General features: G+C 33.7%; 24 protein-coding genes. All 24 read right to left on the bottom strand.

Translation table 11 applies throughout. The features are described 5' to 3' along the window. Positions 1-103 precede the first annotated feature (103 nt). Positions 104-1,150: an RNA-guided endonuclease TnpB family protein gene (locus IJL02_RS02130; protein WP_292808538.1), complete on the bottom strand. Its 1,047-nt coding sequence runs from the start codon at positions 1,148-1,150 to the stop codon at positions 104-106. Positions 1,151-1,415: 265 nt separating this feature from the next. Continuing rightward, positions 1,416-3,284, bottom strand: a complete 1,869-nt coding sequence (locus tag IJL02_RS02125; RefSeq protein ID WP_292808536.1) for a hypothetical protein — start codon at positions 3,282-3,284, stop codon at positions 1,416-1,418. A gap of 154 nt (positions 3,285-3,438) precedes the next feature. After that, positions 3,439-4,074: an HPP family protein gene (locus tag IJL02_RS02120; RefSeq protein ID WP_292808534.1), complete on the bottom strand. Its 636-nt coding sequence runs from the start codon at positions 4,072-4,074 to the stop codon at positions 3,439-3,441. 15 nt (positions 4,075-4,089) lie between these two features. Then, the gene (locus IJL02_RS02115; protein ID WP_292808532.1) at positions 4,090-4,917 is read right to left on the bottom strand and encodes a 4Fe-4S binding protein; all 828 of its coding nucleotides are present in this window, start codon (positions 4,915-4,917) and stop codon (positions 4,090-4,092) included. A 40-nt stretch (positions 4,918-4,957) separates the two neighbouring features. Next, the gene (locus IJL02_RS02110) at positions 4,958-5,890 is read right to left on the bottom strand and encodes a carbohydrate kinase family protein (protein ID WP_292808530.1); all 933 of its coding nucleotides are present in this window, start codon (positions 5,888-5,890) and stop codon (positions 4,958-4,960) included. 9 nt (positions 5,891-5,899) lie between these two features. Next, positions 5,900-6,790: a formylmethanofuran--tetrahydromethanopterin N-formyltransferase gene (locus IJL02_RS02105; protein WP_292808528.1), complete on the bottom strand. Its 891-nt coding sequence runs from the start codon at positions 6,788-6,790 to the stop codon at positions 5,900-5,902. A gap of 19 nt (positions 6,791-6,809) precedes the next feature. Continuing rightward, positions 6,810-7,856 (bottom strand): hypothetical protein, encoded by a 1,047-nt coding sequence (locus tag IJL02_RS02100; protein ID WP_292808526.1) that lies wholly within the window; start codon positions 7,854-7,856, stop codon positions 6,810-6,812. A gap of 3 nt (positions 7,857-7,859) precedes the next feature. Beyond that, positions 7,860-9,227 carry a 4Fe-4S binding protein gene (locus tag IJL02_RS02095; protein ID WP_394357487.1) on the bottom strand — a complete coding sequence of 456 codons (1,368 nt, stop codon included), beginning with the start codon at positions 9,225-9,227 and terminating at the stop codon, positions 7,860-7,862. Beyond that, on the bottom strand, positions 9,224-10,252 hold the full coding sequence (locus IJL02_RS02090) for a 4Fe-4S binding protein (protein ID WP_292808522.1): 1,029 nt from the start codon (positions 10,250-10,252) through the stop codon (positions 9,224-9,226). The genes IJL02_RS02095 and IJL02_RS02090 overlap by 4 nt, the downstream gene beginning before the upstream one ends. Further along, positions 10,253-11,377 carry a nickel-dependent hydrogenase large subunit gene (locus IJL02_RS02085; RefSeq protein ID WP_292808520.1) on the bottom strand — a complete coding sequence of 375 codons (1,125 nt, stop codon included), beginning with the start codon at positions 11,375-11,377 and terminating at the stop codon, positions 10,253-10,255. Further along, positions 11,374-11,823: an NADH-quinone oxidoreductase subunit B family protein gene (locus tag IJL02_RS02080; protein WP_292808518.1), complete on the bottom strand. Its 450-nt coding sequence runs from the start codon at positions 11,821-11,823 to the stop codon at positions 11,374-11,376. Before IJL02_RS02080 ends, IJL02_RS02085 begins: the two co-directional genes overlap by 4 nt. Before the next feature lie 38 nt (positions 11,824-11,861). Then, positions 11,862-12,254: a DUF1959 family protein gene (locus IJL02_RS02075; protein ID WP_292808516.1), complete on the bottom strand. Its 393-nt coding sequence runs from the start codon at positions 12,252-12,254 to the stop codon at positions 11,862-11,864. Positions 12,255-12,259: 5 nt separating this feature from the next. Continuing rightward, positions 12,260-12,568 carry an energy-converting hydrogenase subunit EhaL family protein gene (locus tag IJL02_RS02070; RefSeq protein WP_292808513.1) on the bottom strand — a complete coding sequence of 103 codons (309 nt, stop codon included), beginning with the start codon at positions 12,566-12,568 and terminating at the stop codon, positions 12,260-12,262. An 8-nt stretch (positions 12,569-12,576) separates the two neighbouring features. Continuing rightward, positions 12,577-12,831, bottom strand: coding sequence for a hypothetical protein (locus IJL02_RS02065; protein WP_292808511.1), 255 nt, complete (start codon positions 12,829-12,831; stop codon positions 12,577-12,579). Beyond that, a complete protein-coding gene (locus tag IJL02_RS02060; RefSeq protein WP_292808509.1) occupies positions 12,828-13,700 on the bottom strand; it encodes a respiratory chain complex I subunit 1 family protein in 873 nt (290 codons plus the stop codon). Before IJL02_RS02060 ends, IJL02_RS02065 begins: the two co-directional genes overlap by 4 nt. Before the next feature lie 9 nt (positions 13,701-13,709). Then, positions 13,710-13,925 (bottom strand): DUF788 domain-containing protein, encoded by a 216-nt coding sequence (locus tag IJL02_RS02055; protein ID WP_292808507.1) that lies wholly within the window; start codon positions 13,923-13,925, stop codon positions 13,710-13,712. A gap of 9 nt (positions 13,926-13,934) precedes the next feature. Further along, positions 13,935-14,606, bottom strand: a complete 672-nt coding sequence (locus IJL02_RS02050; protein ID WP_292808505.1) for a hypothetical protein — start codon at positions 14,604-14,606, stop codon at positions 13,935-13,937. A 9-nt stretch (positions 14,607-14,615) separates the two neighbouring features. Next, the gene (locus IJL02_RS02045; protein WP_292808503.1) at positions 14,616-15,311 is read right to left on the bottom strand and encodes an EhaG family protein; all 696 of its coding nucleotides are present in this window, start codon (positions 15,309-15,311) and stop codon (positions 14,616-14,618) included. After that, complete coding sequence (locus IJL02_RS02040; RefSeq protein ID WP_292808501.1) at positions 15,311-15,904, bottom strand: EhaF family protein; 594 nt, start codon at positions 15,902-15,904, stop codon at positions 15,311-15,313. The genes IJL02_RS02045 and IJL02_RS02040 overlap by 1 nt, the downstream gene beginning before the upstream one ends. Further along, positions 15,901-16,161 carry a DUF2107 family protein gene (locus tag IJL02_RS02035; RefSeq protein WP_292808499.1) on the bottom strand — a complete coding sequence of 87 codons (261 nt, stop codon included), beginning with the start codon at positions 16,159-16,161 and terminating at the stop codon, positions 15,901-15,903. The genes IJL02_RS02040 and IJL02_RS02035 overlap by 4 nt, the downstream gene beginning before the upstream one ends. Then, the gene (locus IJL02_RS02030) at positions 16,154-16,420 is read right to left on the bottom strand and encodes an EhaD family protein (protein WP_292808497.1); all 267 of its coding nucleotides are present in this window, start codon (positions 16,418-16,420) and stop codon (positions 16,154-16,156) included. Before IJL02_RS02030 ends, IJL02_RS02035 begins: the two co-directional genes overlap by 8 nt. A 6-nt stretch (positions 16,421-16,426) precedes the next feature. Then, positions 16,427-16,675 (bottom strand): DUF2109 domain-containing protein, encoded by a 249-nt coding sequence (locus IJL02_RS02025; RefSeq protein WP_292808495.1) that lies wholly within the window; start codon positions 16,673-16,675, stop codon positions 16,427-16,429. Positions 16,676-16,685: 10 nt separating this feature from the next. Continuing rightward, complete coding sequence (locus IJL02_RS02020) at positions 16,686-17,177, bottom strand: hypothetical protein (RefSeq protein WP_292808493.1); 492 nt, start codon at positions 17,175-17,177, stop codon at positions 16,686-16,688. Beyond that, on the bottom strand, positions 17,177-17,560 hold the full coding sequence (locus IJL02_RS02015) for an energy-converting hydrogenase A subunit A EhaA (protein WP_292808491.1): 384 nt from the start codon (positions 17,558-17,560) through the stop codon (positions 17,177-17,179). Before IJL02_RS02015 ends, IJL02_RS02020 begins: the two co-directional genes overlap by 1 nt. Positions 17,561-17,606: the final 46 nt, after the last annotated feature.

The raw sequence follows: 17,606 nt of genomic DNA, 5'->3' as shown, positions 1-17,606 counted from the left end.
CTCCGACCTGTAGAGGTCGGAGATTCTCGGGCTGTAAGTCTCTCAGTGAGTCTTAGGATTACCGAGCTATCCCTCTGGGTCTCAGAGTTCATATATTATTATATTATTTTCCATAGTTTAAAATGTTTATGGCGGCGTTCAGGTCTCTGTCTAGGATTGTTCCGCAGTTTGGGCATTGCCAGTTACGTTCTTTTATGGTTAAATCTGTGTTTTTGTAGCCGCAGACATGACAGTATTGTGAGGATGCATAGTATCTGGGTACTTCGATGAATTTTTTGCCGTATAATTCGCATTTGTATTTTATCATGTTTTTTAGCATTCCTAGGCTGGCTGTGTGTAGTTCTTTGCTGTAGTCATGGTCTAGTATCATTTCTTTTAGGTTTAGGTTTTCCATTTTGATTATGTCGTATTCTTTGACTATGTCTTTGCTTATTTTTTGGTAGTATTCTCTTTTGATGTTGTTTTTTTTGTTTATGTGTTTGTGTAAGGTTTTTAGGGTTTTTTGATAGTTTTCACTGCGGTGTTCTTTTCTTTTTAGATTTTTTTGTGTTTTTTGTATTTTAGCGTCTATTTCATTTAGTTTTAGCGTGGCTTTTGCTTTACTGTCTGAAAGTGTGGCTAATGTTTTAACACCTAAATCTATTCCGACTTCTTTTCCGGTTTTAGGTAAATGTTCCGGTAGCGGAGAATCATATACGATTATTATGAACCATTGGCTGTTTTTTAATTGTATTCGTATGTGTTTTATTTTACCTGTTATTTCTGGTCTGTATCCTTTGAGGTTGATCCATCCCAGTGGTTTCCAGTATAATTTACCCTTTTTTACATGTATTCTGTTGTTTATGTTGTTGATTTTTACTGATTGTGAGGAATGGTACTTTTTTTTGAATTTCGGATGTCCGAATCCTCGTTTAAAAAAGTTATCGTAGGCCTGGAGTACGGGTTTATAACATGCCTGCATAGTATTAATATCCAAATCATTAATAAAATGATACCATTGCCTTAAATAGTTAAATATAGATTCCATATACTTATTGTTAACATAGGGTGCACTAGAATGGAATATATTGGCTATACGTCTGTTGTATTCTATTTCCCCAATTAGGTTATTGTGAATGAAACGTGAATTTCCCAAATATTCTTTAAACAACTTTTTTGTTTTTGATTAGGATAAACACGATGCCTACAAGACCTATAAACCATAAAAAATACTCCCCATCACTAAAAACTTTTATAATACTTATTATAACACTATTTAATATAATAAATAATCGCGAGAGAGCATTTGAAAACTAATATGATTAAAAAAATATAATACGTTTTTTGTGAAATTCATCTCCGACCTACAGAGGTCTGAGTATTCTTTCACATTTAAGATAAAATACTTTCTTATTTATGAAAAAAAGAAATAAAAATTAAACTAAAATCCCTTGAGAAGTATTTTGACGAACCCAACTAGTGCCCATACTCGAATAAAAGTTGTTAATTGTCTTTTTATTTGATTTAGATATGTTGTATTTAAGTTTAACAATTAGACTATTGTCTACAGAACAGAATCTTGTTTTCATATAGCTTACTTTAACCCAACCAGTACTGACTCCACCATAACTGCCCAAAGAGTTGCTTACTAAAACCTTTTTGCCATCCTTACTGATATCCAAAATAGTTACATAATGATTTGGAGCATGAAATATTAATGCACAGCCACCTTTTTTGAGCTGATTTAGAGCATAATTAAAAGTACTTTTATAAAAATATGAACAGCTGAAGAATTTTCCCAATGTTACTTTAAGTGAATATGGAGATGTACCGACAACAGGTTTTGAACCTGCCAGCTTTGCCAAATAGCTTTCACAGACATAATTCCTTAAAACCTGACTGCAAACACTTCCAGCAGCAGGCCCACAGGTATAGTCAGTTTCCTGCCAGTCACAAACTTCACTATAAGTATAGGATTTGCCTTTAAGAGAAACTGTTATTGCACCCGGCCAATAATTCTTCTGATTCTTTTCAACAAGCTTTTCATTTAAAGCCCTCTCAATCACATTCCATTTTTCCCTCATAATAACATGATTCAATTTTGGTTCTGCTTTAGATTTGAAAAATGTATATTTTGACAGTTTGCTATTCAAATATAAACAATAGCTATCCCGTTTAATGACTTCCATATATTGGGTCTTTGTAACAGTGTATGTCATATCCCCATTAGCCATAGCATAATTAATAGGCATTACATCAATGTTAGGTTTTCCGTTGACCCATGGAACTTTTTGCTCTAAAGGATTTCTCACACTGCCTTTAACGCCCTTGACCTTCTTTGAGTTTTCGCAACCAACAACAGATGAGCTTCCTTTAAAAGAAACTTCAACCAAATAATTACTAGTACCCAATTTTGGTTTAAATATCAGAATTCCTTCAGAATTTGTTTTCTTTTTATAAATTTTAGATCCGATTTTAACAGTTATGCTTTTTTTATAAATGGCTGATGGAGTGTAACTTTTTAGATAAATCCTCAAATATCCATTGGTTAGAAGTTTGCTGTTTCCGATTTCAATGGATGTGGTTGCAACGACAAATATCGGAAAATTTTCATAATAAAAATCATAATAATCGTTTCCGTCAAAACCGACAATAATTGAATATGTTTTTTCACCAATCAGATTAATTTGAAGAGATGTTGTACCGTTTTCATCAGTTGTTCTGTAATAGATACTGTTGCCAATGCTGAAATATATCTCAGTATTATTTAACACATTGCCAAATTTATCCTTCAAAGTCATATACAGATATTTTCCCTGAAGAATAGTAGTATTGGATGCTGTAATTATTGTCGGTAATTTTAAAACATCAATATCAAATGTTTCATTAACAGATGCAAATTTGTCATTACCCTCAAAAATAACATTTAAAATGTAATTATTGGACTTTAAATTTAACTCTAAATTAGCTAAACCATCATTATTTGTTAAAATAGAATAATCTCCACCATCAGAGCTATCAGTGAAATTTTGATTAAAATCCTCATCAAATTCTTTAAGAGAAATTCCAATAGATTGATTAGCAATCGGATTATTATTCGAATCTTTAAGTGATACGGCAATTGACTGGCCGGTATAAACAGCTGATGCATTAATAGAAATTGCAGGCGTTTCTTTAATAGCATCCATTCCTAGAGAATGCCCATCATCTAAACTGGATGTAGCATTATCATTAGCCGAAACACTAGCAATACTAAACAATGAAAAAAGGATACATATCACTAAAAATTTTATTTTATTATTCATAATTCACCTAAATACTGATATCTATATTTAACTAGATATTAAATATTTTGGCAATATGTTAAAAAAAGATCATAAGTGAAATTAAATATTAATTTCACTATTAAATAGAGCTGTCGTGCAAGTTATAGAGTTGTTTAAAAGCGTTAAATTAATGTTATTTTCTTGCTTTTCCTACACGACGTGCAATAACCATTTCACCAACAGAAATCAAACCTGCAAAGAATTTTTCCAAACCGCCAGTAGCCCAGATAGCCTCTCCGAAAGTAGAATTCATAATGCTTGCTTCATATTCTTCAGGAGTAATTTTTACACCAGTAGTCTTTTTAGATACTAATGCAGAAGCAGCCATCAATTCGTCCCATGTAACACCTTTGAGTTGGTTTTGCATAGCCTTGTATAATTTTACTACTTTAATATCATACAAATCAGATAAGAGTTCTACAATATCACAGGCACGAACCATACCAATGACCTGATTTTCATCATTTACAACCGGCACGGTAACAAATTTATTGTTAGCTGTTAAAAGCACTGCTTTTCTTGCAGGATCATTTTCATGAACTGTAGCAATTTCTTCATAGCCACTCATGATTTCAGAAATTTTCTCATTTCCTTCTCTTAAACCTCTAGTAATATCAAAAGAGGTAATCCATCCCACTAATTGTTTGTTATCGTTTACAACAGGACATGTAAAACGTCTGATTTCTTCCATTACTTTTGAAACTTCAACTACGCTGTCTTCACAGTTTAAGTACACAAAATCTTTATCCATTAATCCTTTTGCTCTCATAAACAGACCCCATTTTTATTCAATTTCAACTCTTTTTAATGCGCCAACAGGACAATGATTTGTGCATTCAACACATCTTATACATTTATCATTATCCCAGACAACTTCACCATCAATTAATTCTATTGCCGCAGTTGGGCAATTTTCTTCACATAAATAACAATTTACACATGCCTCATGATTAATATCAAGATTTCTGCTGTGAACAATAGGTCCGATGTACCTATCAAGTTCAACTGCATTGTCATTTAATGAAATTTCAACACATGCACCGCATCCTATACACATGTTTTCATTAATATGTGGATATAATTCATCATCTATCAAATCTATGCCTAAATCCAAACCTTTTTTGTCGAAAAACTCTTTAAATTCTAAAGTAAATGCATTTGTTGGACATAAATTTGCACAGTCATCCCAATTATTATCAACAGTATAATCAATTGAAATACTGTTCATACGAACAACTCTATGAGAACAGCTGACATTACCCAAATTATAATCAATAACGCCCTCTTCGCCCTCATTATCATAAATAACTGAATTATCAATTAATTTGATTGCGGCAACTGGACACGTTTGCACACAAATTTCACATTTAACACATTTATCAGTTATCTTAGCTAGTCTAAAAATATTAGCTGGTTCGATTGCATTAACTGGACATTCTCCAACACAAGTATTACATCTTACACACCTAGGTGCAATAGCTATGATTTCTTCAGATGTGCTAAAATCATCCAATTCAAATTGGAAATCATCGCCATCATCATCTAATTCAACAGATTTTAACAAAACTTCACGTTCCAAGTTTTTCATCTGTTTTATAAAAGATACATTCATATTATTACCAACTAACCCTTTTTATTTAAATTTTTATTTCTTAAAAAAATTCCTCCAATTCTTTTAAAGATGGGAATTTTTCCATACCAAATCCTTCAATAGCTTTACTAGCCACCCAATTTCCAATTTTACAGGATTTTTCAAGATCATATCCTCTTAAAAAAGAATATAAAAATCCGCTATTGAAACTGTCACCGGCACCGGTAGTGTCAACAACACTGCATTTGAATGCATCCACCTGACACTCCTCATTATTATTTATTGCATAAACTCCCTTTGAGCCTTGCTTTACAACAATAGTTTCGATTCCCATATCCAGGAAATTAATAGCTAATTCTTTTAGTGAAGAATTTTCATTATTACAAAGTAATCTTAATTCTGATTCGTTAATGAGTAAAATATCAGTCCTATCCAAAATAGGCTTTAGTTCATCAAATCCTTTTTGTACATACAGCATTCCAGGATCAAAACTCAATAATGTTTCATCACTGAGTTTTTCCAGCAATTCAATTTGAGTATTGAATGAATTTCCGACAAATGATGTATAATGCATGATTTTACATCTCATAATGTATAACGGATTGATTTCATCAATTTGGATTTCATTATTAACTCCCGGAGAAATATAAAGACATCTCTCGCCATTTTTGTCAACAAATCCTAAACATTTTCCGGTAGAGCCGGTTTCTGAATAAATCAAATTGTTAGTATAAACTCCATTAATTGCCAGATTATACTCAATCAAATCACCGTCTTCATCTTCAGCGATTTTTCCGATGATTGATGTATCACATCCCAGACGTGCCAGTCCAACAATCGTATTGGCTGCTGATCCTCCGGGAGTATCGGTTTCATTGGTAATGAAGCTTTCTTCATCTGAAGATACAATACTGTCTACAGAGTATAATTTATCAACATTTAAGGCTCCAAACCCAATTATTTCGGCATTCAAGTCATTGTCTAAGATTTCCATGTTAACAACCTATTTTAAAATATCCAATAAATTAATATTCTTATCGCCAAGTTTACCATCAAAATTGCCTGCAGATATTCCAATAACACCATCAAATTCTAAAGCGGCATTGATACCTGCTTTAACAGCTTTATTCATTGAATTCTCATCAATTGCATTTATCACAACTTCAGGAATATAATTAACACCTTCAGGAACTTTTGAAATTTCTCCTAAAGTTTCCTTTAGAGAAGGACAATAAAAGTGATTTGTAGTAGGCCCTATTTCCGGATAGTTAGTTTCCGGTTTTGAAGCAGCTGAACATATATCAAAAGGCGCTGTTGCTCCTTCAACATCCATAATTGCATCAATAATAGCTTCTCCAGCATCGATAACTGCTTCAGGAGTTTCGCATAAATACCAAAAGTTACCTCCCATAATTCCATCATTGATTTTAAATTTTTCTTCAATTTGGAAATCTGGAACTGCAATCGGAACATTTATCATGGTTCTTCCGAATTTTTCCACAGTCCACTCATAGCCATCACCGCAATGGCCTACAATGTCCATCATTTCAATATAATCATTACTGTCATTGTTTGCATAATCAAATATGCGTGTAAATGGTTTAACCAAAATATCCTGTCTAAGCCTGTAAGATAATTCAAATGCGAATTTCTCTACATCATCACTGCCCAACCAATATTGTACAACAGCACCGAATCTGCCATCAGGAGTTTTTGAAGCATCCAAAAATCCTTCAACACCCCCTTCCACTCTTCCAATTACTGAACTTGGAGTTGAAGTTGAATCATATGCTGCTCGTTTAACAATAGATTCATTAGGGCCTGTTATTAAAGCTCTTACATATTTTCCTTCAAAAGCTTCAAAGAATGTATCTTGTACCTTACTATAACTCATCATATTACCTTCTATAATTTTAACCTAATTCACCAATATCCTGACCCCGGATATTATTTCTCATTTCTTTACTCACTTTCAATATACTGTCAAAGTTTTCTTCACTGACAATTTGAATTAAAGGATAATCCTCATTTTCAAAAACATTGAAGAATTTTTCTTTGATATCTAAATCAACATTGTAATCATCAAATAATTTTTCAAAGTCATCGAAACTATTATAATCTTCAATGAAGTTTAAAACATTATTTTTATCATTTTCAGCATAAATGTTAGCTATTAGTGTAGTTGCAACAGCACTTGGAGAGACAATTGCGATTTCTGCAACTTTTAGAGGATATTCGTTTCCATTAAATGAAATGCTGATTCCATTATTCCTACGGGCAAATGCCAAAGGCTGAACATCAGTGATACTATCTCCAATATAAAGCATATTGTCGATATCGATGTTGTCTCTTTTAATTATCTCATCAATAGCTAATTTTTTACCCTCACCACCAACTACATTAATTTCTTTGATTTTTTCATAAATTTCCATTTCTGGAATTTGATTATAGAAAATATCTTCAAATAATTCGTAGTCATCAGGATTTTTTAATATCAAATCTTTAAATTCGTTGACTTTTTTAATTTCATCGTCATTTAACTTTAAGGCATCTACATCAACATTTGTGTAAAATGTATTTTTAAATGGAACATCCATATAATCACAGACAGCTTTAATATATTGACCATAACTGGTACTGACAATATAAATATTCATAGCTTTCTTCAAGTAACTTAATAGGAATTTTGAATCTCTGACGGCATAGATATTATTTCTTGAAAAATCAACCAAATCATTATTTTTAAGATTTTCACAGACAAAGAAAGGTAAAATAAACTTTAAAGTATTGCCTACCTTATAATTTTCTTTTTTAACAACATCTGCCAAATAGTCATCATATAGACTAAGGATTTTGAATAATTCACCACCATTTTCAATGAAATGTGCAGATATTTCAAAGGCATTGTCATTTAAGGTCAAAGGCCCCTCACAATCTGTTATAAATGATTTTTCAAACATGATTCACCTAAAGTTAACTATTCTTATTACATCAAGAGGACAAATTGCTTCACAGGTTCTGCAGTAAATACATTTTTCCTCATCAAATTCTATCTTATCATCATTTAAAGTCAAAGCACCAACAGGACAGTTTTTAGTACATATGCCACATGCCTGACATTTATCATCTGAAAGTGAAAAGTCACCAAGTCTTTGATGATGCACATATGATCTTGCATAATACAAATCTGTATCTCTGCTGTAGAAATAATCATCATAAGCACCTATTGCATCAAATTTACATTGCTCGACACATTTTCCACAGTAAACACAGTTATCATTAATTTTTATAGGATTTGGACCATCAAGTTCAATTGCGCCTACAGGGCAAACATTAAAACAGTCCCCGCAAGCAACACATTTTTTACCATAAACTTCAATATTCCTGTCCATCAAATAAGATCCGAATAGCTTGGTGAATTTGGAGACCTCAATATGGGAATCCAAGCTGACTCTAAGTTCCCTTTCCATCAAATCGTTTACTTTGTATTCAATGAAGTTTTCAAAGTTTTGATCATTGAACTCCAAAGCGGTGGATTTGGCTACCTTTTCAAGAACTTTATTTAAACTAATCAGATTAAGAGATAATCTTTTCATGTCATGATCAACGATTTCAGATACCATATCAAATGATTTGATTTCACTATACATCTTATAAGCTTTTTTACGTGAAGAGTACCTGATTGCTGTTGAAGGACATGAATGCATACATTCCTCACACCTTGCACAATATCCTGGGTTGATATAAGGCAATTTGTTTGTCCTTGCAACGTTAATTGCCCCCATAGACGGACAAACTCTGGTACAGGTCATACATCCAATACATTTCTTCTGGTTGACAACAATAGCCTTACCGCCTTTAACGGTTTTAGGAAGTAATTGACCATATTTAATCGCATCTGTTGGACACACTCTAAAGCAATAACCGCAACGCACACAAGTGTCTTTATCTATTTCACTATGTGGCTCGGATTTTCCATCAGCCACAATATGAATGGAACCGTTCTTACATGCCTGAACACATGCACCGCATGCTTTACAAAGCTTTGTATTAATATTCGGAACATTTTCTTTAATAGGTGGGTCCATATGAACATCAAGTGAAATTGCATCAAATGGACAAGCATTACGACATAATACACAACCAAAGCAAGTATTTTTTATTTTTATAAGATTATCATGGTCATCAAAATAAATTGCATCGATTGGACATGAATTAAGACAAGGTTTATCACTGCATTTGGCACATTTTGTCTGGTCAACCAAATAATCAACATCTACATGTCTTAATGGTCTAGGTGTTTTAGTATAACTATCAATCATAACACTCACTCCATAAAAATATCCTCATTTAGATTAGATGCTTTAACAGTTGTGTGAATATTTTCACCATCATCAAGTGAAAATTTAGCTATAAAGTACTTAATTACTGAAAACGGACATGTCTGATAACATATACTGCAACGTAAACATCTATCCTTATCTCTCACTATTGTGTCTTCAGCTTCATCAAATGAAATACATTTTGTAGGACAATCCGGAATACACAATTGACATTTTTCACATTTGGACTTGTCCCAATCTATAACTCTGATTTTAAGCCTGTTAACCGCATTTGTAATAATTTCTAATGCAATTTCCTCATCAGGAATAATCTTTAATGCCTTATCCCATATTTCAGAAAGAGGAACATTATATTGCAATAAATCATCCGTTTGCAATGCTCTTAAATCATCTTCTTTGTTATTAATGAACTCTTCAAGATAATTGACACATAAAAGGATTAAATCTTTTTGAGCCTGTAAATTTTCAACAAATACGCCTTTCATAGCACCGTTTACAGGACAAACACCTAAACATTCTCCGCAGGAAATACATTTGAGCTGATCTACATGAAGTTTATCATTTACAATGCTGATTGCATCAACAGGGCACTGTTTCATACATTTTTTACATTTAATGCACAGATAATCATCAACAATGAATTGTCTTTTTGATGGAATTATATTAAATTCAGGTAAAATCAAATGATTCAAACCGCATTCCAATGTTTTAGGATCAGTCGGACATACTTCAGCACAAAAACCACAACGGATACAAGCAGAAGGATTAATTACCGGGTATGTTAAACCTTCACCCTCTTCTGTATCCTCATCACGAACTATTTTTATTGCATTCGGTGAAGGACAAGACACAGTACATGCACCACATCCAATACAATATTCCTTATTGACTTTTGGAAAATCCCTAAACCTTTCGGGTTTTTCTGCTATTTCAGAGGAAGTGTGTGCATTGGAAAATGCATCTACCCATGCTTTTCTTGCAAACTCATAAACATACCACATTAATGATGACATTTATATTACCTCGTAAAAATCTTTAATAGCGGTTTTTCCATGTTCGTTAGTAATGGCAACCCGTTCAGCACATGCAACACACGGGTCACAGGATGCATAAGTAGATACTGCATCAGCAACAGTTGGAACATCACGAATCATATATTTTGCACAGGAATCCATATTTGCAATACTTGGAGTCCGAATTGAAATATTTTTGATTAAATTACCATTAGTTTCAATCATATAAGTTACTTCACCACGAGGAGCCTCATTTCTACGCATAGCATAACCAGATTTTAAATTTGCAGGAGTACGTACTTCCCCTTTAGGAATATTTTCAATAGCTTGTCTGATTAAGCTGATTGATTCAGGGATTTCATCAAATCTAGTCATTGTTCTTGCATAGTTATCTCCCTCAGTCCTTCTAATAACTTTAAAATCAAAGTAATCATCATAGGTGTAGTGACCATTCCTATAATCTTCTTTTACACCTGAAGCTCTTCCGATAGGACCTACAGCACGTCCTTTGATGGCTTCTTTTTTACTCATTAATCCTATTCCTTTACATCTCAAAGCAAGTGCAGGACCTTCAGCAAACAGGGCTCTTGTTCTGTCAAATCCTTCTTCAATTTTTTTAAGGTTTTCCAGTATAGGTTCGAAATGGCGCTCATCAGCATCCATTCTAACACCACCAACAACATTCCAACCCATATTGACCCTATTTCCGGTTAACAGTTCAATGGAATCCATTGCATATTCTCTTAACTCCAAAACATGCATAAATAAGGTTTCATGATCCATTGATTTGAAAAATGTTGAATTAGCAAGAAAATGACTTTGAATTCTGTCTAACTCATTGGTAATAACCCTTAAAAATTGAGCTCTTACCGGCACATCAACATCAGAAATCTTTTCAATGGTTTCAGCGAATGTTTGTGTGTGTTCATATGAACAGATACCGCAAACACGTTCTGAAAGGTAAATTCCTTTCTGCCAGGTTTGACCTTCAATTATCTTTTCAATACCTCTGTGAACATAACCGTATTCAATTTCTGCTTTAACAACTCTTTCCCCTTCAGTTTGGAGCTTAAGCCTGATTGGCTCCTTTAAAGCAGGATGTATCGGACCGATTGGTACTATCATTTCATCTCCCTCCCACGATCAGCAATAGCTTGTGGACCAACAGCCAGAATAGCTTCCAATATTTCGCTAGGTCTTGGCGGACATCCAGGAATAGCCGCTGCAACTGGAATAAAATCAGATGCAGGAGCATGCACATGACCTCCTTCCTGGGCAAATACATCACCAGATTGAGGACAGTTTCCAACAGCCACTGCTATTTTTGGTTCAGGAGCTTTGTCATAAACTCTCTTTAAATTATCGACCCATTGTTCTGTGACCGCACCGGTCAACAATAGGACATCAGCTTCACGAGGATTATTGTGAACATAAATACCATATTGCTCTAAATCGTATCTTGGAGACAATAATGCGACGCATTCAACATCACAGCCATTGCATCCTCCGCAGTTAACGATACATACATGGATTGAGCTTTTTCTCACAACATCCTTAATAGCATCTAACATTGTACTCCCTCTTTAATTTAATAATTTGATAAACATGATTAATTTTTAGTTTTTTCTTTTAATAACTCAAATAATTTTAATTGACCCTCTTTTAGTGCATCATCATAAGATTTACCATTTTTAATCTCTTCAATTACGTTCATTTTCAGTTCCCTAGCTTCATCAGCAGATATCAGTTCCAAAGTTCCATTAAACCAGCACAGTCTTAAATCAGCATTTAATTTTTGATAAAGACAGATATCTTCGGCTGATTCAAAGGTGCCATGGAGATTTTCAAGAGAACTTGTATCCAATAAATCAAAGAAAACATCTTCCAATTCATCAACAGTACAATCAAATTCCTTGGAAAGTGGAACAATAATGTCTCTTTGCCAAGCATAACTTTTTATTATTCTTTTTTGAATCAATTTTAATCTTTCATCACTATCCATTCAAATCACATCATACTGTAAAATTTCAACAATAAATATAAAGCTATTGCAATGATTAAACCTAATGCAGTTTCCTTTCTACCATATCCAGGTCGTTCACCCATTACAAAACCACCTAAGACAAAACCTATGGCAGATATAACAACATTACCTGAATTGAATGCTAAAACCCATCCGACAATTGCAATTAAAGCTGCAACTACATTGAATTTAGTAACTGCTACGAATGGTTCTCCATGTTGTTTGTAACTGTATACAAGACCAACAATAGATCCAATAGCAAATGCGAGTATATAAATCATATAATTTAACATAATATCTCCTACATCGGTTTATAAAGCAATATAAATGAACAAATTATTGCTATGAATGTTACTATAAAACATATCTTCTCAATACTTTCAATCTTATGTGCAAAATTGCCTTTAGCCAGCAATACAAATGCTGCTAAAATAATTCCAATAACTACTATCGGAGCAATGACAGTTGAGTGTAAAACAGTTGTCAGAATGCCAACGACAATTATTCCAATAGCAACTAGTGCAGTAAGATAAACAATTACATCTTCGCTGTTCATGCAACCACCCCGGTAAATATCATCACTACAGTTCCAAAGAAGCATATGGCTCCTATTGTTATTTGAGTCATGACGGAATGATTCGGACTGAATATTGGAGTTGCCGCATTAATAAATCCTGTGATAAATGTTATTGCAAGCATTCCAATTAAATATCCTACAGCATTTAAAGGACCGAAGAATATTGTTAAAAATACCCATAGCATCACATACCATGCAATCGCTTCTGAAAAGTGCATGAATCCCCTTAACAGTCCGAAATGTTCAGTTTCAAATCCTGAAATTAGAACTTTATCTTTAGTTATTGCAAACGGAGAATATGGGGATTTGGTAATAATCAACATAAAGAACATTAATGCCGCAAGAGGAATTGTAAATACTAAAGGACCATGAACTGACTGATAAGTAATGATTTCACCTATATTCATTGTACCAGTTACCAAATAGACAAATATGATTGCTGCAAATAAAGGAAGTTCAGTTGCTGCTGATAAAACAGCCCTGACACAACTCAATTTACCATATGGTGAACCGGAACTGGATCCTGAGTTGTGCTCTACAATTTTGTAAACTGCATAAACACCAAACAATATCAATAAGGAATCATGAGCCACAGGCCCTGCAATTACCCCTACAATCCAAATTAAAGCTAATATGAATGTAATTCCAATATAAAATACTTTTGAAACTGTTTTTGGAATTGCAGTTTCTTTAAAGAAAAACTTCAAAGAGTGTATAAGATTCTGGACAATAGGTGGTCCTGGACGTTTCTGAACACGTGCCATGACTTTTCTGTGCAAACCTAGAAGCAAACTTCCTGCTAGAAATGCAATAATAACATTGATTAAAATTTCTGCCATCAAATTCATAATACCACTCTAATACCCAGTAAATGGTTCTTTCACCCTTTCTTCTGCATCTTCAGGGGCTGGTTTAGCCATTGTCAATAAACCTAAAGATAATACCCATAATGGAATACCAAATATAGCCACTGCGTAAACGATCCATGCTTCAAAGTTTATAACCAAACATGCGAGAATAGCTATTGTTGATAATGCCAATAATACAATATATAAACTTTTTTGACTATCCATAATCACCACTTACCACAATACCAATAATAAAATTTCAACAGCTCTTACAATAATAAATAATGAACTTAAGTGAATTATTACAATAAATGGAGAACCAGCTGTCCTAAACATTTCTGCCTTACTTGCAAAAAATGGTGCTACTCCGCTTTCACCTAAAATTCCTATTAACATCAATACCGCACCAAAGACAACCATCGGACTGGCAGGCATTTGAGACAATACTGCCAGGCTTAATGTTCCGGTAGCTGCAAGGATTATCGCAGCACCACCAAACAACGGCAGACTGCACATCATAGCTATCAGACCATAATTGAATGCTGAATTCAAAACGCTAGTCTGTTTTACTGCAGATACAATACCAATATTTAAAATACCTACCAAAGCCATGAACAATGTAAAGTTAAACAAATCTCCAGTAATCATGGCTCCTGCAGATGCAATACCACAGATAATTGATAAAAATCTTCTCTGTTTAAATTCTTTTTTACCCACTTTAACTTCAGTATTATCCAAAGTATGCAAGGTAGCTTCTACTTGTGTTTCTGTTTTACTTAAAGCAATCAGCAATGTAAAACCAAGTAACACCGCAAAAAGGAACAGATTAAATGGTGTTAAGTATAATACAATATCTCCAAGTGGAATTGTTCCAAGTAAATTTCCTCCAAGTGTACCAAAATCCATACTCATCACCTACTCCTTGTCAATGTCCTCTCTCATAAGCAGACCAATTAAGCCCACTTTTGAAGCTACTTTCAGCAGTAATCCGCAAGCTGCCAAGAATAAACCTAACAACCAATATTGAGGTGCTACAAAAAACATTAAGAAACCTATAATCCATAAACACCATGAAATACCTGAAACTCCAGCTATACCATCCAACATCAATACAGGAAGACCTCTTGCCTTTTTAGATAGTGCATATAATACTATTCCGCCACCTGCTACTGCACCACCTGTAAATCCGGTTAAGAAAATTCCATATCCGATCAGCACTAATGCAATGAAATTTGGAGCAGTGTTTAAAATTTCCATGTTTAATGCGAAAGGTTGTGGGAACAGTGAAGAAGATTTAGGAAGATTTCTTCTTGGATTCTGTTCTATTTTACGCATTTCTCGTGTAATAAGAATTTCGGAAATTGCCAAAGTTTCTGCAAGTTCCACTACCAGACCCGGCAAAATTAATGCTTCAGCCAAGTCTGTTCCAACAGCGGAAACAACAAATATCATCGCAAGGCCAACTAAATCTGTTAATATAAGAATGTGAATTTCTTCCCTTTTCAGTGCTATTGCCATTGTTGCTATAAAACCAACAATTAATCCTGCATAAATAGCTGGCATATACATGGATATGAATGCACTAGGAACAAACGGAGGCATTAATACCATCAATTATCCCTCCTTAATTGTTTTATCCTTGCTTTTTCATCATTCACTTTAACTTCTCTGGCTACTTTTGTTGAATCTGAAATAGCTTTTTTTACATCTTCTTTTATTTCTTTTTCATCGTTTTTACGATTCATAGTATAATTTATAGATAACCATGAAGCAATGATAAATGCCATCATTAAAATACTGGATTCCAAAATAGTATCGAAACCTCTAGTATAATACAATATTTCGTCTATAAGACCTCCAGGGGATGAATAAATTGATGTTCCAAAGTAAGGTGAAATTGAAGATACCCACTGCGCTATCGGAGACATGTATCCAGTAATCATTCCCAGACTGGCAGCGTTATCAGGATATTGTGGATTAATATTTCCAGGCTCTGTTAAAACTTCACCACCCCTATCGTAAGGAGCAATAGCTAATCCTTCATCAATTTGCTCTTGAGGCGCTGGTCTAACATATAACTGCTCTGGATTTAATGCCATAGGTACAATCAAACCTATGATTAAAATAACGCCTAAACTAAATGCAAATAAACGAGGAATATTTTTAGGGTCAGCCAGTTTATTCCATAATACTCCAATCCTCATACGTCTGCCCCCATTTCTTCTAAACGAATAATAGCTCTAAATAAGATTAAAGTAATTACAACAGTAGTTGCAAGCAATGTCAATAAAGCTAAAACATGATTATAACATAATAAAACTAAACAAACACCAATGGATGCCACTTCAGTATTGAATGTTCTGACAATAGGGTCATTTACTCCCGGACCCCATGCAGTAGCAATACTACCCACAATAGCTAGAAATATTCCAAAATAAAAGAATAAAGACACGCTAATCATTAATATCACCACTTTCTAGCTTCTTTTTTCTAATCTCATTGATTTTTACAATAGCCAAAATGAATACTAAAGTAGATAACGGATCAACTAAAGCTGCAAACATTGCAACATCCAAATATTTAAATAAAACAACAGCTAAAACGAATCCTGCATCAAGTATTGTAAACATTATGACTTTATCCAATGGTTTTTTAAGAAATATAATACCAAATGCTCCGATTACCATCAAAGCTATTGCAATTAAAGATACAAACTCCATTATGCCTCACTCCAACAGTATTTCGTCATCTAGCCTATTTAATGTATATGCAATTGCATTTGCACTAATTGTAGAGCAAATAAAGAATGCTGCGGCAACTATAAGTGCAAAAGGAGTGTTAATTACTAAAGCTATTAGGGCTGAAACTCCAAATCCTATAACGTTAATGTACAATAATCTTTCAGCCTTATTTCTAGTTATTAAAGCCCTTAATGCAACAAATATGACTATAACTCCAATTATTTCAACATACATATTACCACTCTCAAGCATGCCTATTGAATTTATCTGCTATTTTGCCTAAAAGAATTGAAGCCCTTTTATGGTCAAGACCCTGAACAGTCAGGATTGCAATAACCATACCAACAATGAACATTTCAGGAGTAAAACCTACAAAAGAACAAATAAATATAATTACAGTGGCTGTTAAACATCCAACAGTCCCTGCATAACCCGGATCAGCACATAACCTATTTCCAATAAATACTAAAAATGCTGCTATTATTCCTCCAGGAATTCCTAAAAGCAAATATCCAATAGAAGCCATTAATGTACCAGCAGATGCGTCAGGAGAACAAACAATGTTTCCTTGGAAGAATCCGCCAGCAATATCTCCCCCTCTTTTTTCGACATTTTCTCCAATTATCCTGGCCCCTTTAACACCAGGTTGCTCTGGAAGTCCGAAATATGTATCAACAATTACAAAATTCAACCAACAGAGAATTGCAGCAATTATAATTCCAATTACTTCATTCATTAAATATCCTCCCCCTCATCGTTGTCTAGAGGCTTTGGAAATACAAAATCAAATAAATATTTCACAAACAATGCAGATAAAACACCAATAACAACAGCCAAAACGAGACCATTATACATGAAAGTATAATTTAAAACTAAAAATATGGAAAGAATCCCTACAGCTATTATCGGAGTCGGATATATAGCACTAACATCAAAAGAATACCTATATGGTTTGCCAGGTAATAATGGGATTTTTAAAACTAAAGCCACTACGATTGAAGCAATAATGGCTACAATATAAGCTAACAAAACATCAATCAGACTTATAGTTATATTGCTAAGCCCATAAACACTACCATAAGAAGCAAAAAACATGGTATTATACACCAAATCAAACATATTATTAGACTCCTCTTAAGTAATAATTATATTATATAAAAATATA

Origin of the sequence: Methanobrevibacter sp. (assembly GCF_017427765.1) — an archaeon.
Taxonomy (GTDB): domain Archaea; phylum Methanobacteriota; class Methanobacteria; order Methanobacteriales; family Methanobacteriaceae; genus Methanocatella.
This window is presented reverse-complemented; position numbering and strand designations above follow the sequence as displayed.

Excerpts from the sequence above, each read along its gene's own strand:
- IJL02_RS02125 (WP_292808536.1), bottom strand. The coding sequence starts at position 3,284 with ATGAATAATAAAATAAAATTTTTAGTGATATGTATCCTTTTTTCATTG.
- IJL02_RS02120 (WP_292808534.1), bottom strand. The coding sequence starts at position 4,074 with ATGAGAGCAAAAGGATTAATGGATAAAGATTTTGTGTACTTAAACTGT.
- IJL02_RS02115 (WP_292808532.1), bottom strand. The coding sequence starts at position 4,917 with ATGAATGTATCTTTTATAAAACAGATGAAAAACTTGGAACGTGAAGTT.
- IJL02_RS02110 (WP_292808530.1), bottom strand. The coding sequence starts at position 5,890 with ATGGAAATCTTAGACAATGACTTGAATGCCGAAATAATTGGGTTTGGA.
- IJL02_RS02105 (WP_292808528.1), bottom strand. The coding sequence starts at position 6,790 with ATGAGTTATAGTAAGGTACAAGATACATTCTTTGAAGCTTTTGAAGGA.
- IJL02_RS02100 (WP_292808526.1), bottom strand. The coding sequence starts at position 7,856 with ATGTTTGAAAAATCATTTATAACAGATTGTGAGGGGCCTTTGACCTTA.
- IJL02_RS02090 (WP_292808522.1), bottom strand. The coding sequence starts at position 10,252 with ATGTCATCATTAATGTGGTATGTTTATGAGTTTGCAAGAAAAGCATGG.
- IJL02_RS02085 (WP_292808520.1), bottom strand. The coding sequence starts at position 11,377 with ATGATAGTACCAATCGGTCCGATACATCCTGCTTTAAAGGAGCCAATC.
- IJL02_RS02080 (WP_292808518.1), bottom strand. The coding sequence starts at position 11,823 with ATGTTAGATGCTATTAAGGATGTTGTGAGAAAAAGCTCAATCCATGTA.
- IJL02_RS02075 (WP_292808516.1), bottom strand. The coding sequence starts at position 12,254 with ATGGATAGTGATGAAAGATTAAAATTGATTCAAAAAAGAATAATAAAA.
- IJL02_RS02070 (WP_292808513.1), bottom strand. The coding sequence starts at position 12,568 with ATGTTAAATTATATGATTTATATACTCGCATTTGCTATTGGATCTATT.
- IJL02_RS02065 (WP_292808511.1), bottom strand. The coding sequence starts at position 12,831 with ATGAACAGCGAAGATGTAATTGTTTATCTTACTGCACTAGTTGCTATT.
- IJL02_RS02060 (WP_292808509.1), bottom strand. The coding sequence starts at position 13,700 with ATGAATTTGATGGCAGAAATTTTAATCAATGTTATTATTGCATTTCTA.
- IJL02_RS02055 (WP_292808507.1), bottom strand. The coding sequence starts at position 13,925 with ATGGATAGTCAAAAAAGTTTATATATTGTATTATTGGCATTATCAACA.
- IJL02_RS02050 (WP_292808505.1), bottom strand. The coding sequence starts at position 14,606 with ATGGATTTTGGTACACTTGGAGGAAATTTACTTGGAACAATTCCACTT.
- IJL02_RS02045 (WP_292808503.1), bottom strand. The coding sequence starts at position 15,311 with ATGGTATTAATGCCTCCGTTTGTTCCTAGTGCATTCATATCCATGTAT.
- IJL02_RS02040 (WP_292808501.1), bottom strand. The coding sequence starts at position 15,904 with ATGAGGATTGGAGTATTATGGAATAAACTGGCTGACCCTAAAAATATT.
- IJL02_RS02035 (WP_292808499.1), bottom strand. The coding sequence starts at position 16,161 with ATGATTAGCGTGTCTTTATTCTTTTATTTTGGAATATTTCTAGCTATT.
- IJL02_RS02030 (WP_292808497.1), bottom strand. The coding sequence starts at position 16,420 with ATGGAGTTTGTATCTTTAATTGCAATAGCTTTGATGGTAATCGGAGCA.
- IJL02_RS02025 (WP_292808495.1), bottom strand. The coding sequence starts at position 16,675 with ATGTATGTTGAAATAATTGGAGTTATAGTCATATTTGTTGCATTAAGG.
- IJL02_RS02020 (WP_292808493.1), bottom strand. The coding sequence starts at position 17,177 with ATGAATGAAGTAATTGGAATTATAATTGCTGCAATTCTCTGTTGGTTG.
- IJL02_RS02015 (WP_292808491.1), bottom strand. The coding sequence starts at position 17,560 with ATGTTTGATTTGGTGTATAATACCATGTTTTTTGCTTCTTATGGTAGT.